This window comes from Paraburkholderia sp. RL18-085-BIA-A (assembly GCF_046027075.1).
GTDB lineage: Bacteria > Pseudomonadota > Gammaproteobacteria > Burkholderiales > Burkholderiaceae > Paraburkholderia.
Map to the genome: position 1 here is coordinate 1 of NZ_JARESU010000106.1, position 14,406 is coordinate 14,406.

The 14,406-nt window shown below is 63.3% G+C and carries 13 protein-coding genes; 6 read left to right on the forward strand and 7 right to left on the reverse strand.

The genetic code is table 11. The annotated features are described in order from the left end of the window. Positions 1 to 108: 108 nt before the first annotated feature. The 3 genes from styD to P0D89_RS39150 are packed head-to-tail and all read right to left on the reverse strand — an operon-like array spanning position 109 to position 4,614. Positions 109 to 1,587, reverse strand: coding sequence for a phenylacetaldehyde dehydrogenase StyD (styD, locus tag P0D89_RS39140; protein WP_408358104.1), 1,479 nt, complete (start codon positions 1,585 to 1,587; stop codon positions 109 to 111). A gap of 44 nt (positions 1,588 to 1,631) precedes the next feature. Further along, positions 1,632 to 2,648, reverse strand: coding sequence for a hypothetical protein (locus P0D89_RS39145; RefSeq protein WP_408358103.1), 1,017 nt, complete (start codon positions 2,646 to 2,648; stop codon positions 1,632 to 1,634). Next, entirely contained in the window at positions 2,629 to 4,614 is a 1,986-nt protein-coding gene (locus tag P0D89_RS39150; RefSeq protein ID WP_408358102.1) for a primary-amine oxidase, read from the reverse strand. Before P0D89_RS39150 ends, P0D89_RS39145 begins: the two co-directional genes overlap by 20 nt. Before the next feature lie 202 nt (positions 4,615 to 4,816). Between P0D89_RS39150 and P0D89_RS39155 the strand changes: the two genes are divergently transcribed. The 3 genes from P0D89_RS39155 (at position 4,817) to P0D89_RS39165 (ending at position 8,837) form a co-directional block, all read left to right on the forward strand. Beyond that, the gene (locus tag P0D89_RS39155; RefSeq protein ID WP_408358101.1) at positions 4,817 to 5,812 is read left to right on the forward strand and encodes an AraC family transcriptional regulator; all 996 of its coding nucleotides are present in this window, start codon (positions 4,817 to 4,819) and stop codon (positions 5,810 to 5,812) included. Between the two features lie 296 nt (positions 5,813 to 6,108). Then, the gene (locus P0D89_RS39160) at positions 6,109 to 7,560 is read left to right on the forward strand and encodes an APC family permease (protein WP_408358100.1); all 1,452 of its coding nucleotides are present in this window, start codon (positions 6,109 to 6,111) and stop codon (positions 7,558 to 7,560) included. A gap of 62 nt (positions 7,561 to 7,622) precedes the next feature. Beyond that, complete coding sequence (locus tag P0D89_RS39165; RefSeq protein ID WP_408358099.1) at positions 7,623 to 8,837, forward strand: porin; 1,215 nt, start codon at positions 7,623 to 7,625, stop codon at positions 8,835 to 8,837. Positions 8,838 to 8,866: 29 nt separating this feature from the next. Here P0D89_RS39165 and P0D89_RS39170 read toward each other — a convergent pair whose 3' ends face one another. Together P0D89_RS39170 and tam are read right to left on the reverse strand one after the other, a co-directional pair. After that, the gene (locus P0D89_RS39170; RefSeq protein WP_408358098.1) at positions 8,867 to 9,232 is read right to left on the reverse strand and encodes a hypothetical protein; all 366 of its coding nucleotides are present in this window, start codon (positions 9,230 to 9,232) and stop codon (positions 8,867 to 8,869) included. A 163-nt stretch (positions 9,233 to 9,395) separates the two neighbouring features. Beyond that, entirely contained in the window at positions 9,396 to 10,172 is a 777-nt protein-coding gene (tam, locus tag P0D89_RS39175) for a trans-aconitate 2-methyltransferase (protein ID WP_408358097.1), read from the reverse strand. A gap of 145 nt (positions 10,173 to 10,317) precedes the next feature. Between tam and P0D89_RS39180 the strand changes: the two genes are divergently transcribed. The 3 genes from P0D89_RS39180 to P0D89_RS39190 all read left to right on the forward strand — a co-directional run bounded on the left by P0D89_RS39180 (position 10,318) and on the right by P0D89_RS39190 (position 12,510). Next, positions 10,318 to 11,223, forward strand: coding sequence for a LysR family transcriptional regulator (locus P0D89_RS39180; protein ID WP_408358096.1), 906 nt, complete (start codon positions 10,318 to 10,320; stop codon positions 11,221 to 11,223). A gap of 121 nt (positions 11,224 to 11,344) precedes the next feature. Next, on the forward strand, positions 11,345 to 11,968 hold the full coding sequence (locus P0D89_RS39185) for a glutathione S-transferase family protein (RefSeq protein ID WP_408358095.1): 624 nt from the start codon (positions 11,345 to 11,347) through the stop codon (positions 11,966 to 11,968). Between the two features lie 197 nt (positions 11,969 to 12,165). Beyond that, the gene (locus P0D89_RS39190; RefSeq protein ID WP_408358094.1) at positions 12,166 to 12,510 is read left to right on the forward strand and encodes a hypothetical protein; all 345 of its coding nucleotides are present in this window, start codon (positions 12,166 to 12,168) and stop codon (positions 12,508 to 12,510) included. Between the two features lie 5 nt (positions 12,511 to 12,515). Here P0D89_RS39190 and P0D89_RS39195 read toward each other — a convergent pair whose 3' ends face one another. Then, positions 12,516 to 13,088: a hypothetical protein gene (locus tag P0D89_RS39195; protein WP_408358093.1), complete on the reverse strand. Its 573-nt coding sequence runs from the start codon at positions 13,086 to 13,088 to the stop codon at positions 12,516 to 12,518. 112 nt (positions 13,089 to 13,200) lie between these two features. Next, on the reverse strand, positions 13,201 to 14,397 hold the full coding sequence (fabV, locus tag P0D89_RS39200) for an enoyl-ACP reductase FabV (RefSeq protein WP_408358092.1): 1,197 nt from the start codon (positions 14,395 to 14,397) through the stop codon (positions 13,201 to 13,203). Positions 14,398 to 14,406 lie beyond the last annotated feature (9 nt).

A 14,406-nucleotide genomic window follows, 5' to 3' on the forward strand; every position in this document is an offset into this window, starting at 1 on the left:
GGGCGCGTAGTTGTTAAAACCCCCCCGGCCATATATTCCTTTAACCCCCGGGGGGCGGGCCCCAAAAAACCCCCCCCCCCCGCTCATGTGCAACTGACCGTCAATACATCAATACGCGATACACACCGACTTGCTTTCCGTATAAGCGTCGATGATCGCCTTCCCGTGTTCGCGGCCGATTCCCGATGCTTTGAAGCCGCCGAAGGGCATCGCCGGGTCGACCATGTTGTGCGTGTTGACCCACACTGTGCCCGCTTCGATCCCATCGACGAGACGCAGCGCCTTGTCGAGCTGGTTCGTCCACACGCTCGCGCCGAGCCCGTATTCGGACGCGTTCGCGAGGGCCAGCACTTCATCCAGGTCGTCGTAAGGCATCGCGACGAGCACAGGTCCGAACACCTCTTCCTTGACGACGCTCAGCGGCTTGCATGCGCGGTTGGCAATCACAGTGGGGCGCACGAAGTAGCCGTCGCCGTCCACGCGTGCCTCGCGCGACAGGATCTCGCCGCCTTCCTGCCCGCCTTGCGCGATCATGCCGACCACCTTGTCGCGATGCCGCGCGGAAACCATCGGTCCCATCTGCGTCGCCGCGTCGAAGCCCGAGCCGAGCGCGATGCCGTCAGCCACGGCGGCGATGCCTTGCACGACTTCGTCGTAGATCGAGCGCGCGACATAGAGGCGCGAACCCGCCGTGCAAACCTGTCCATGATTGAAGAAGATTGCGCCGGCGGCACCCTCGATTGCCTTGCGCGGATCGCAGTCGTCGAGCACGATCACCGGGCTTTTGCCGCCGAGTTCCAGCGAGGCCCGCTTCAGATCCTCGGCGCATTGACGGCCGATGATGCGGCCGACCTCAGTCGAGCCTGTGAAGGTGACCTTGTTGACCAGCGGGTGCTTGACCAGCGCAGCGCCGGCAGTTTCCCCACGGCCAGTGATCACGTTGAATACGCCGGCAGGGAAGCCTGCTTCATGCGCGAGTTCGGCGAGTCGGATCGCGGTCAGCGGTGTTTCTTCCGCGGGCTTGAGCACCACGGTGCAGCCGCACGCGAGCGCGGGCGCGATCTTCCACACCGCCATCAGCAGCGGGAAATTCCACGGCACGATCGCGGCGACCACGCCGGCCGGCACGCGACGCGTCGACGCGTTGTAGCGGGTGCCCGGCGGAAACGGGATCGATAGCTCGAAGGTGGTCCCTTCGACTTTGGTGGCCCAGCCAGCCATATAGCGCAACCACTGGACGCTGCCCGCAACTTCGAGCATCTTCGAGAAGCCGATCAGTTTGCCCTGGTTCAGCGTTTCCAGCGTCGCGAGTTCGTCGGTGTGCTGTTCGACGAGGTCCGCGAGTTTGAGCAGCAGATGCTCGCGGGCGGCCGGCGGCATTCTGCGCCACGCGTCGGATTCGAATGCGGCCTTCGAGGTTCTCACTGCATGATCGACGTCCGACTCCGACGCGTCGGGAATTTGCGCGAGTTCTTCCGAGGTGGCCGGGTTGTACACCGGAAAGGTTTTGCCCGCGGCGCTGAGGGTTTTCTCGCCGTTGATGAACATGGTCTGCGGCAGTGCCGCTGCGAGGTGGTGTTCGCTCATGGTGTTTCGTCTCCGTTGAGTGTTGGGGTGAGGCCGGCGTGACGCTAGCTGGAAGTGTGGGCCGGACGGCGGTATCGATGGGCGAGCGGATGCGGTGTTTTACCCGCGCGCCAATGAGTGGCCAGCGACGCCGCGCATATCAGGTTCGCCGCCGCGCCGAGTGCAAACAGCACGACGAATCCGTCGTTGAAAAAGTAGGGGGTTGTCGAAAGCGCCGCGCCTGTCACCATGCCGACGTGATGCGCGATGCCGGGACAACTCGCGCTCAACCCGCGCTGCGAACTTCCTCGCAGATTTGCAAGCGCCGGAATCGTCACGCAGTCGAGCAACAGAAAAACCTTGGCCGCGAGCGGGGCAAGCGCGGGATCGTCCAGCGTTGCCAGTGCGCCGATCAACGCAGCGCGTGCGATATACAAAGTCGTCAGCATGCTGTTGTTGCGCGAACGGTCGGCGAGGCAGGCCAACGCGCAGACCGCGATCAACGACACCGCAATCTGCCAGCACGGTTGCGCGCCGCTCGAACCGCCGCACAGAGCGTACAACTGGAAGCGCGCAAGACTGCCGCTTGAGAGGCCCGCGAATAGTGCGAGCAGAGCGGCGGCCCCAGCGGGGCGAGTTGCTTCGATCTGCATGTGCGAATGGCGACGCGTGTTAGCGGTCGAAGCACACACATGCCGCCAGTAATACAACAGCGCGCCGCCAGCCGCGATCATCAACGCAGCCGCAACTTCGCCGTGCTGCAAACCGTTCAGATAGGCGGGCAATGTGTGCATCGCGCTCATGGTCACGATCAACGTCGCGGCGCTTGCGAGCGTTGTGTACCGGCTCGCCGAGCGCGCCATCAGCATCGGAGCGCCCATCATCGCCGCCAGCGCGAGCGCGCCCAGCCACAACGCGCTCGCATGCTGACCGAGGCCGGCTCGCATCGACAGCGCGGCGCCGCCGCTCGCGATGAGCACGCAGGCGGAGCCCGCCGCGCACGCGGCCAGCACGCTCGTCGCCGCGCCCACGCTGATGTTTTGCGCGCCGCGCATCGCCGGATCAGTGCTTGCAGCAGCCATGATCCGCGGACTTGCCATCTTCGACGCTGTTCAGATCGCGCTCGGCCGGCAGGTCCATCGTCGGGTTGCCCGAGAAGAAGTTGTTCGGCTTCAGCATGAAACCGGCGTACTCCACCGGCATCACCGGGAAGTCCTCGGGCTTGCACACATGCGTGTGGCCGAAGCTGTGCCACAACACGAGGTCCTGATTCTCGATGTCGCGGTTCGCCTCGATATAACGCGGCAAGCCGTCGCCGCCCGAATGCTGGTTCGGATAGTCGCCGCTCGCATAGCGCTCGGCCGGATCGAACGGCGTGACCCATACGTGACGCGTCGCAAAGCCGCCGCGTTGACGGACCTTGGAACGTTCGTCGGCCAGCATCAGCGGCGAATCGTTGACGACCAGTTTGTAGCCCGGATTCGCGCCGACCGCGTTCTTCACGTTCGGGTTGCTCACCTTCCAGTAGCGTCCCGTGCTGCCGTTCGCGAGCCGTGCGGCTTCGCTCTCCGTCTTCAACGTGCGCCTCGTCGTATCGAACACGTTGCCGTACGGATTCGTATCGCCCATCGGACGCGGCGCGAATTCGTGTTCGGTGACGGTGTTACGTTCGCCGTCGACCATCATGTGCATGCGTGCGTTGAAGAAGTGCTGATGAGTCGGGCCGCCCAGGTTCTCCGTGATCATGCCGCCCCACGGATACGTATCGCCATCAGCCACCGCCGAGGTTTGCACGATGCCGGTCAGCTTGCATTCGAGCTGGATCGTGCCGTCCTGATACAGATACCAGTAGAAGCCGTAGTCGTAATTGCCGACCGTCGCGAAGAACGAAATCACGAGCCGGCGCGAGCGGCGCATTTCGAACACGCCGGTGCGGAACTCATAGTGCTTCCACAGCGTGCCGTAGTCCTCTTCGTGCATGCACACCGCGTTCTTCATCACGAATGCATTGCCGAAATCGTCGGCGGACGGAATGTCGAAATAGCGGATCGTGCCGAGGCAATCGCAACCGAGTTCGAGCTGGTTCGCGAGTTTGCCGAGACCGTATTCGCCGGCGTCGAACGCGCTTTTCCAGTAGTGGTTGGTGGTCGGGTCGGAGTAGGGCACGCACATTTCCGTGACGCTCGCCCTGTAGATGATCGGCCGCGTGCTCTTGCCGTCGTCCCACGACAGCTGATGCAGCACGAGCCCTTCGCGCGGCGTGAAGCCGACGCGGAAGGTCCAGTTCTGCCAGCTCACATGCCAGCCATCGATCTTGAAACTCGGGCCGTCGGGCTGATTGATCGACAGCGGCTTGAGCGTGCTGCGCGGCTCGCCGAGGCTCGGCGTGTCGTAGTTGTGTTTGGCGCGCGGAATCGGAATGATGCGGCCGTCATCGACCAGTTCGATCACTTTCTTTTCGAGCAGATCGACCACCGCGAGCACGCCTTCGATCGGGTGCGCGTATCCGTTGTCGGTCAGGGTCTCGCGGTAGTAGCTCACACAGCGGACCAGACGGCGGCCGTTTTCGTTATCGCGATCGAAGCAGCCGGCCGAAAACGGATCGACCTGCACGCGCTCCAGATCCCTCTCGCTGAGACCGCGCTTCATCACCGCCACACGCCATGCCTCGTCGTTCTTGACGATCTGCTCCGCGTTCATGAAGTCGTCGATCATGATCGGCGGCTGGCCGTAAGGCGCCTGATCGAACGGCAACACCCGGCGCGACGCGATGCGCTTTTCTCTCAGGTCCACATCGAATTCGAGCGTCGCGCCATTCGAGCGGTCGATCGCCAGCACGAAGGCCGTGCGCGAAAAATACGAACCCGTCTTGAACGCGACCACTTCGGCTTTCGGCGGCTCGCGCAATTCGACCATCGGAAAGCGGGCGTGCGAATCGAGTTTTTCGGCGGCCTTCACGAGATCGCAGGCAAGCTGCATTTCTGCTCCACTCAGCGGGTCGAGCGGATGAACGGGGGCGGGAGCAGCTTTCGTGGCATTCGTGTTCATAAGATTCCCGTAAGGAAGTTTGCTGGACCGGACAGCGTGCTTCTGAGCCTCGTTGACGAGCGGCGCACGCTGAGTCGATGGCAAATCGTAGGAACTCAATAATATTTTCGCGCTTGCTTATCGCGCCAATTGGACGATAAAGTGCGCCAGAGGAAATGACTCGGGCAACACGACAGCGCAGACTGGAGAGGAGACGCTCAACATGAAAAAAGTCACGCTCAATGGCAGTTTCCCGATGATTCGCGCGGCGGTGATGGGACCGGTCGTGCGCGCACTCGATCAATCGGGCGCCGATTGCGACTCGCTGCTGGAAGCGTTCGGCATGAGCCGGCGGCTACTGTCCAATCCATATGAAATCCTGCCGCTCACGCGTTATGTGGCGGCCTTCGAGCGCGCGGCCGAAGTGCTCGGCGAAGCGTCGCTCGGCTTGCGCCTGGGCAGCGAATTGCAATTGACAGAGCTCGGCCCGGCGGGTCTGGTGTTTCTGTCGTCGCCGACGCTGAATTCGGCGATGCGCAAGTTCTCGGTCGCGCTCGCGTCGTGGCAGAGCAGCACGAGCGTCGAGTTGCTGCGCGACGAGGAATGGCCTGTCTGGACATACCGGATCAGCAGCGCGCAAATCTGGCCGCGCCGGCAGGATGCGGAATACAGCCTGTCGACCATGTGCAACATGATCCGGCTCGTGCGCGGCGCGGCATGGAACCCTGTCGAAGTGCATTTCGAGCACGCCGCGCCCGCGGATCTCAAAGCGTATGCGCGGATCTTTCGTGTGCCGGTGCGTTTTCAGCAGCCTTTTAATGGCGTGATTCTGCGTCCGCAAGATCTGGACGCGTCGCTCAAAAGCGCCGACACGCAAATGGCGCGCATGATGGAGCGCCACGCCACCGATCTGATCGCGAGCGATGCGGTGCCGCACAGCATCGTCGAGCAGGTTCGCGATCTGATTGCGCGGCGGCTCGCGCATGAAAAGCTGATCGTCGCCGACATCGCGAAAGACCTCGGTCTGTCGCATCGCTCGTTGCAACGGCATCTCGCGCAAGAGGGCACGTCTGTCCGGCAGATTCTGCGTGAAGAGCGTCAACGCAGTGTCGAAGGGCTGCTCGAACGCGACGGGCTCACCAATGCGGCGATCGCTCGCGCGGTCGGTTATGCCGACGCAACGGTGTTGTGGCGCGCAACGCGCAACTGGAAAAAATAATCGCGTACCAGTGCGGTCCACCAGCTTTCATTCCGAAAGCCTCGCGCAGCAAGGCTGACGTCGGAACAAAACCATTCCGGTTTCCTAAGTATTCCATGCAAACCAGCGAGTTCGAGGTTCGCGCCGCATTGGCGCGCTTTATCGAGAATTTGGCGCGGTTCGCGAAGTCACTTTATTTTTTAGCTACCTAACATGCGCTCAGCCCGAAGCATTTGACGTCGGTCAAGCGAGCGCCACAACCTGGGAGTGAGCGGGTTCTGGCGAGTTTCAGACTAGCCAATAACATAGAGGCAGCGATGAATGAACCCTATTCGCCGACCAATCTGGTCGACGCGGAGAACCCCGTGGAGTTGAAGGGCAATACGCTGGGCTTGTGGCAGATCGTGTTTCTCGTGATTTCCGCGGCGGCGCCGCTGACCGGCATGCTCGGCGCGGTGCCGCCCGCAATCAGCCTCGGCAATGGCGCGGGCATTCCCGGCGCGTTCGTGATTGCCGGCGTGGTGCTGCTGATTTTCAGCGTGGGCTTTGCGTCGATGAGCCGGCACGTGGTACGCGCCGGCGCGTTCTACGCGTACATCACCGCCGGACTCGGGCGGCCGTTGGGGATGGCCGGCGCGCTCGTCGCGCTGATGTCGTACACCTTCATCCAGATCGCGCTTTATGGGCTGTTTGGATTCTTCTGTACGGTGATCCTGTCGCCGCTTCTGCACACCGGGTTGCCCTGGTACGGGTATTCACTGATCTGCGTGGCGGTGGTGCAATTCACCGGCATTCGCGGCATCGATCTGAATAGCCGCCTGCTCGGCGTGCTGATGTGCCTCGAACTGGGCATCCTGTTGCTGCTCGCCATTGCGATCGTGATTCATGGCGGCGGCCCCAACGGTCTGACGCTCGCGCCGTTCTCGCCGCAACATGTGTTCAGCGGCCACCTGGGCATTGCGGTGATGTTCGCGTTCGCGTCGTTCATCGGCTTCGAGGCCACCGCGATCTACGGCAAGGAATGCCGCGACCCGAAGGTGACCGTGCCGCGCGCGACGTATGTGTCGGTGACGCTGATCCTGGTGTTCTTCGCGTTCATCACGTGGACGATCGTCTGCGCTTACGGTCTCGCCGACGTGGTCGATGTCGCGACCAAACAGCCCGGCGATTTCTGGTTCATCCAGTCCGGCAAGTACCTGGGTGGCGCGGTGACGACGGTGATGAGCTTTCTGTTGCTCAGCAGTATTTTCGCGAGCCTGCTGTCGTTTCATAACACGCTGGTGCGTTATATCCATGCGCTCAGCATGGAGGGGATCCTGCCGCAGGTGCTCAATCGCGTGCACGACAAATACCGATCGCCTTATGTGGCGAGCTATCTGCAAACGCTGTCGGTGTGTGTGCTGCTCGGGCTCTTCATCGCGGCTGGCAGCGATGTGTTCAACATCGTGTTCAGCTGGAGTTCGGCGCTCGGCACGATCGGGGTCGTGATGCTGCAGGCGGTGACGAGTTTTTCGGTGATCGCGTTCTTCCGCAAGACGCGCAAGGACACGCGCGTATGGCACTCGTTGATCGCGCCGTTGATCGGCGGGCTCGGGCTGTTGTATATCGGCGCGATTCTGGTGCGCAATCTCGACGCCCTCAGCGGCTCCGATAGTCCGATCGTCAAGTCGTTCCCGTGGATCGTGTTCGCCGTGGCACTGATCGGCGTGCTGATCGGTCTGGTGCTGCGCAAGAAGCGCCCGGACATCTACGCCCGCTTCGGCCAGTAAGCGACTCGCGCACTCCACGCTCCCCGGGCGCAAAACAGCCCACCTCACTTTCCGGCAAAAAAATGGCAGACAAATTCGTCAAGCGCTCGGCGCTTGCGCTGGCCGCGCTCGGCCTCGCGATGGGCGCACACGCGCAATCTTCGGTCACGCTGTACGGCACGGTCGACGCCGGCCTCGTCTACACGAACAACCAGCAGACCACGCTCGCCGACGGCAGCACCAACGGGCACGCCAACTACCAGCTGGCGGGCGGCAATCTGGTGCCGTCGCGCTGGGGCCTGATGGGCACCGAGGACATCGGCGGCGGCACGACGGTGAATTTCACGTTGGAGAACAGCTTTCTGATCGGCAACGGCGCGATGCTGCAATCGAACACGCTGTTCAACCGCAATGCGTGGGTCGGCTTGAACAACAGCAGTTATGGCGCGCTGACCTTTGGCCGTCAATACGACCCGTTCTCCGATTTCCTCGGCGCATATGTGTCGAGCAACAACTGGGCGACACTGTACGGTTCGCATTTCGGCGACGTCGATAACCTGAACGAAGCGTTCAACTTCAACAACTCGATCAAGTACATCAGCCCGAGTTTCGGCGGCTTCACGATCGGCGGATTGTTCAGTCTCGGTGGCGTAGCGGGCGATTTCTCGCGTAACAAGGGATGGTCGCTCGCTGCGAATTACGCGCAAGGGCCGTTGTCGCTGAGCGCGGGTTATCTGGAGTTGAACCAGCCGCTGGACGCGGCATTGGGCGGCGCCAACGGTTATATCGGCGACTTCAGCTGCGCGAACCCGGGCGCGATGTATTGCCAGTTGCAGAACGCGAGCAAGGTGCGGATTTTCGGGGCAGGGGGCTCGTATGCGTTCGGCAAGGCGAGCGTGGGGCTGACCTACACGCATACGCGGCTGTCGCAGAGCCAGTACTTCGCTAGTGCGGCGCAGCCCGACGGCGCGGATATTTCGTTCGACATCGCCGAGCTGAACACCACCTACGCGCTTGCGCCGGATTTGCAGCTAGGCTTCGCGTATATCTTCAACGACGCGAAACCGTCGGGCAGTTCGTCGACGCGCGTGCATCAGGTAAATCTGGGGGCGGTGTACAGCTTGTCGAAGCGCACGGCGGTGTACGCGGTGGCGATCGGGCAGAAGTCGTCGGGCGCGGGGCTCGCAATTAATCCGTCCACCGGCGCGACGGAGAATCTTGCGCAGATTCCGAATATCGTCAATTCGGACTCGGATAAGCAGCTCTCGGTGATCGTAGGGTTGCGGCACAATTTCTGAGCGCGCCGCAACCGCAAAATCACCCAGTCTCAATCCGCGATGCGCCGATCCGCCAGCGCGTTCTGGCAATCCGCGAGCACCTGCTTGAGCAGTCGCGCCTGCGGGTCGAGTTCATCGGTATCGAGTATTTCTTCGACCGCGTCGCGCGCCCAGTCGGTATCGACGAAGCGGGCGTGGCGCTGCGCGATCTGGACCGCCGTGGCCGACAGCTTCGCGATGGACAGCCAGTCGGCTTCGCGCGCGCGGCGGTCGAGCCACTTGTGCGCGGCCTGCACGTGGAACGCCGCGTCGGGCCAGTCCTCATTCAGGTAATAAGCACCAAGGCTTCCGCATGTGAGCCAGCACAACAGCTCCAAACGGTCACGGGGACTCAGATGTTGGCGTACATCACTCATGGCGACGCTCGCTGCTGAAAATTGCCCAGTGAGGACGGCGGGCCGCCATCCTCTGCTTTCAGCAACAATATCACGCAAAATTCAAGCTCGCCAATTCCCCATGTACCCTGGCGCACCGTTGCGCAACAAACTTCAGCGGCGAGCGTGCCCCGTGCCTGTGCGGCTAGCGCGTGGCGACGATGAAAAGCCGCGGAAACGGCAGCAGCACCGTGCCATCGTCGAGCGCCGGATAGGCGGCAGCGATTTCGTCGCGGTAGCGCCGCAGAAAGGCCGATTGCTCTGCCGCATCGAGCCTGGCGAGAAACGGCCGCAGCGAGCTGCCCTTGAACCACTCGACCACCGCTTCGGCGCCGCCCGCGAGCGGGTGATGGTAGACGGTGCGCCACACGTCGACCCGCGCGCACAGCGGCTTGAGCAGGCCGTAGTACCAGCCGGCGCTATGGCGCATGGTCCGCTCGACGCCTTCGAGCTTATGCGCCCACGGGCCGTGCGCCGCGACCTCGCGCAGCAGACGGTGCGCGGGTTCGTCCAGATTGTCGGGCATCTGCACGGCGAGGCTGCCTCCCGGCGCGAGTTTTGTCACGAGCGACGGAAAGAGGCGCTCGTGGTCGGGCACCCATTGCATTACTGCGTTCGCGAGGATCAGGTCGTACGGTCCGGCGGCGTCCCAGGTCGCAATATCGCTGACGTCGAACTGGAATTGCGGCAGGCGTTGGCGGGCCGCGGCGATCATGTCGGTGGAACTGTCCAGCCCGCTGACCGCTGCGCCCGGCGCGTGCGCCGCCAGCGTTTCGGTGGAGTTGCCGGGGCCGCAGCCCAGGTCGACGGCGATCCGCACGTCCGTGGCCGGCACCGCCGCCAGCAGATCCCTGACCGGGCGCGTGCGCTCGTTTTCGAACAGCACGTACTGCTTCGCCTGCCAATCCGTCGTCGCTGTCATCTGATTGCTCCTTTGTGCGGAATAGCCGGGCCGGCGGGTCGGCGCCCGCGTTGACGGCGTACCTGACCGGTCCAGTGCGTGTATTCTCGGCGGCCCGACCGGCGCAGTAAAATGAATTTATGATTCCGATTCCTTCATTTCTCTAATGAAAATCGATACCCTCGGCGTGCAGGCATTCGTGGCGATCGCGGATCGCGGCAGCTTCCAGAGCGCGGCCGATTCGCTCCACGTCACGCAAACGGCGATCACGCAGCGGCTGCGCAAGCTCGAAACGTTTCTCGGCGTCACGCTGATCGAACGGACCACGCGTTCGATGGCGCTGACCGAGATCGGCCGCAGGTTTCTGCCCCAGGCGCGGCGCCTTCTCGGTGAACTTGCTGACGCCCTGGTCGAAATCCGCGAAACGGGCGAGGCCCGCCGCGGCGACGTGTCGATTGCGTGCGTGCCGACCGTCGGCGTGCAGTATCTGCCGCGCATTCTTCAGGCGTATGCGGCGCGGTATCCGCATAACCGCATCAAGATTCTCGATCATGCGTCGTCCGCGGTGGAAGAGGCCGTGCTGCGCCGGGAGGTCGAATTCGGCATCAACATCGCGCGCGACCAGCACCCGGATCTGGCAAGCGTGCCACTGACGGAAGACCGTTATGTGCTGATCTGCCATCAGGATCACGCGCTGGCGAAGCGGCGGCGGATTGCGTGGCGGCAACTGCAAGCCTATCCGCTGATCTTTGCCGGCGAGGTGAGCGGCAACCGCGCGCTGCTCGATGTCGCGCTGGAGACGAGCGGCCTCGCGCTGCGCTCGTTCTACGAAGTGCAGCGCAGTTCGACCGCCGTAGGTCTGGTCGCGCAAGGCGTCGGCGCGGCGGTGGTGCCGGCGCTCGCGCTTCAGAAGGGCGCGTATCCTACGGTTTGCACGGTCGAACTCACGCAGCCGGTCGTGTCCCGCACGCTCGTTCTCGTCGCGCGTAAGACAGCGCATCTGTCGCCGGCCGCGCAGGCGCTGTACGACATGATCGGCGAACAGGCGACGCTCAAAGCGAAAGACCATTGAAGAGCTGTGCGTCCACCCATGTCGCGCCGCGCCGCATGACCCGGATTGCATGCGGACCCGTGCGCGCAAGCTGTTCCGTTCCGGTTCATCCAGACATTGCAACCACGAGATGCCACGCCCCATGCTCCAGATACTCGGCAAGACCTCATCCATCAACGTGCGCAAGGTGCTGTGGACCTGCGCGGAACTCGGACTGTCCTTCGAGCAGGAGGACTGGGGCTCCGGATTTCGCGCGACGGACACCGCGGAATTTCGCGCGCTCAATCCGAACGCGATGGTCCCGGTGATCCGCGACGGCGACTTCGTGCTGTGGGAGTCCAATTCGATCATCCGCTACCTGGCGGGCCGCTATCACGGCGACGCGCTTTACCCGGCCGACCCGTGCGAGCGCGCGCGCCGCGACCAATGGATCGACTGGCAGGCAAGCGAGCTGAATCGCTCGTGGAGTTACGCGTTTCTCGGGCTGGTGCGGCACTCGCCGGCCCATCAGGACCGGCAGCAGATCGAGCTGTCGTGTGCGAACTGGACGAAGCATATGGCGATCGTCGAGGGGCAACTGGCGCGAACCGGCGCGTTCATCGCGGGGCAGGCGTTCTCGCTCGCGGACATTCCGATCGCGCTGTCCGTCAACCGTTGGCTCGAAACGCCGCTGCAGCGCACTGAATTTCCGGCGGTCGCGAGGTACATGGCGCGGCTTGGCGAGCGCGAAGGGTATCGCGAGTATTGTCGAAACGGCACGCCGTGAGCGGGGGCGTCCGCGGGCGTGAGAGAGCCCTGCCGCGAGGGCCATGCGCTTCATACGGCTGGCGCTTTGCAGCGCCCGCGTCGCTTACGAAAATCCTTGCGCCGCGGTTACGGATTCATGCGCGAGCAACGCTTGTGCGCACCGCGTCCAGACTCACCTACAATGCCGCTTTTGCGACTCAGATTGAAGGTTCAGGAATGCGGGTATCGAAATTCGCGCTGGCTCTGCTGACAGCGTTTTTCACGGTGAGTGCGAGCGCCGAGATGACGGCTTCGCAATACAAACAATGGGCGCATACGGATAACAACTCCGTCTACGCCGCGTACATTACCGGCACGATCAACGCGCTCGGCTGGGCGAACGGCGACCTGGTCTCGAAGAAGCGACCGCCGCTGTTCTGCCCGCCGCAAACGCTCGCAATCGGCAATCAGAACGTGTATCCGTTGCTCGACGCGTTTTTCACCAACCACCCGGGCATTTCGGACGATTTTCCGATCGGCCTCGCGATCCTGCGCTCGCTTCAGGGCGCATTTCCCTGCTGACCCGGCTAATACGGGGCGCCGGCGGCCAGCCGGAAAGCGTCGACGGCCCACGCCTCGCTCGCGCCAAGCGCCGGCTGCGTGCGCGCAAGCCACTGCGCCAGCGGCGTGAGCCGGATGCCGGCGACCGAACCGTCAAACGATTCCGAAACGAACGGCGCGTCGTCGTCCGGACGGCGGACGACCTGCACGATATGTGTGATGCCCCGTGGCCGGGGATGATTGATTGCCCACGCGGGATTGCCGATCTTCAGTCCGATGGTTGCGCAGCGCGGCAGCGCGCCGGCCGTGATGGCGGGTCCTTGCAGCATGAATCCGGTGCGCTGCCCGATCTCGTCGATGATGCGGTCGGACCAGGTGTGCAGCGCTGCGATGTCGCCGGCGGCGAATAGGGTGCGCCTGGCCGCCTCGTTTTGCGCTTGCAGCGCTCGCGACAGAAGCAGAGCGGTCCAACCCGAGCAATCGATGACCGGCGCTCTCGCCGACAGTCCTTCGGACTTCACGCCGCGCCGGTATCCGACCCGGCCCGTATAGCGTTGCACGAGCTGCCACATGGTGGCTTCGGCTGCTTCGAATGTCATCGCACGCACGCCTTCGCGCCTTGCGCTTTGAGTTGCGGCAGCCCGTCGGCGCGAAACGAACTGTGCCATCACGCGGCGAACCCGCATCGAGCGAGCGCGCCGCCGCACTCCATCAAACCTGCACGAGCTTCGGAATCTGCACGTCGGGATTGACGTCCGCGTCATAGTCCACGCCCGCGATCTCGAAGCCGAACAGCCGCAGAAAGTCGGTCTTGTAGCCGCTGAAGTCGGTGAGTTCGTAGATATTCTCGTTGGTCACCTGATTCCACAGCGCCTGCACGCGCTCCTGCACTTCGGGGTCGAGTTCCTTGTAGTCCGCGCGCAGCCGGCCTTCGTCGTCGAGATGCGGCGCGGCGCCGTACAGGCTCTCCTTGTACAGACCATAGACCTGCTCGATGCAGCCTTCGTGCGTGCCTTTCTCCTTCATGACCTTGAAGAGCAGCGACAGATACAGCGGCATCATCGGAATCGCGGAGCTGGCCTGCGTGACGACCGCCTTCAACACCGACACGCGCGCGTCACCGCCCTTGGCCGCGAGCTTCGCGCGGATGCCCAGCACTTTGTGGTCGAGGTCTTTCTTGGCCGCGCCGATCGAGCCGTTCCAGTAGATGTCGTGCGTGATCTTTTCGCCGAGGTAGGTGAACGCGGTGGTCTTCGCGCCGTCCGCGAGCACGCCGGCTTCGAGCAGCGCGTCGATCCACATCTGCCAGTCTTCACCGCCCATCACCGCGACCGTGTGGTCGATCTCGGTCTGCGTCGCCGGTTCGAGGACCGTTTCCTTGATGACTTCCTTGTCCGTGTCGATGCCGCGCAGATTCACGGCACGGCCGACCGGCTTTAGCGTCGAGCTGAACACTTCGCCGCTCTTCGGATGCGTGCGCTTGGGCGCGGCGAGGCTGTAGACCACCAGGTCGACCTGGCCGAGATCGCGCTTGATGACCTCGATGGTGCGCTGCTTGACTTCATCGGAGAACGCGTCGCCGTTGATGCTGGTCGCGTACAGACCCTTTTCCGTGGCGAATTTCTCGAACGCGGCGCTGTTGTACCAGCCGGCGGTGCCCGCTTTGGTTTCGCTGCCGGCCCGCTCGAAGAACACGCCGAGCGTGTCCGCGCCGCAGCCGAACGCGGCGCTGATGCGCGCGGCGAGGCCGTAGCCGGTGGATGCGCCGATCACGAGCACTTTCTTCGGGCCATTGGCGATGGGGCCGCGTGCGTTGACGTACGCGATCTGTTCCTTGACGTTGGCTTCGCAGCCGGTCGGATGGGTTGAAACGCAGATAAAGCCACGCACGCGCGGTTTGATGATCATGAAGCACCT

Coding starts and splice junctions, on each gene's coding strand:
- styD (WP_408358104.1), bottom strand. CDS start 1,587: ATGAGCGAACACCACCTCGCAGCGGCACTGCCGCAGACCATGTTCATC.
- P0D89_RS39190 (WP_408358094.1), top strand. CDS start 12,166: ATGCGGGTATCGAAATTCGCGCTGGCTCTGCTGACAGCGTTTTTCACG.
- P0D89_RS39170 (WP_408358098.1), bottom strand. CDS start 9,232: ATGAGTGATGTACGCCAACATCTGAGTCCCCGTGACCGTTTGGAGCTG.
- tam (WP_408358097.1), bottom strand. CDS start 10,172: ATGACAGCGACGACGGATTGGCAGGCGAAGCAGTACGTGCTGTTCGAA.
- P0D89_RS39145 (WP_408358103.1), bottom strand. CDS start 2,648: ATGGCTGCTGCAAGCACTGATCCGGCGATGCGCGGCGCGCAAAACATC.
- P0D89_RS39195 (WP_408358093.1), bottom strand. CDS start 13,088: ATGACATTCGAAGCAGCCGAAGCCACCATGTGGCAGCTCGTGCAACGC.
- fabV (WP_408358092.1), bottom strand. CDS start 14,397: ATGATCATCAAACCGCGCGTGCGTGGCTTTATCTGCGTTTCAACCCAT.
- P0D89_RS39165 (WP_408358099.1), top strand. CDS start 7,623: ATGGCAGACAAATTCGTCAAGCGCTCGGCGCTTGCGCTGGCCGCGCTC.
- P0D89_RS39185 (WP_408358095.1), top strand. CDS start 11,345: ATGCTCCAGATACTCGGCAAGACCTCATCCATCAACGTGCGCAAGGTG.
- P0D89_RS39155 (WP_408358101.1), top strand. CDS start 4,817: ATGAAAAAAGTCACGCTCAATGGCAGTTTCCCGATGATTCGCGCGGCG.
- P0D89_RS39150 (WP_408358102.1), bottom strand. CDS start 4,614: ATGAACACGAATGCCACGAAAGCTGCTCCCGCCCCCGTTCATCCGCTC.
- P0D89_RS39180 (WP_408358096.1), top strand. CDS start 10,318: ATGAAAATCGATACCCTCGGCGTGCAGGCATTCGTGGCGATCGCGGAT.
- P0D89_RS39160 (WP_408358100.1), top strand. CDS start 6,109: ATGAATGAACCCTATTCGCCGACCAATCTGGTCGACGCGGAGAACCCC.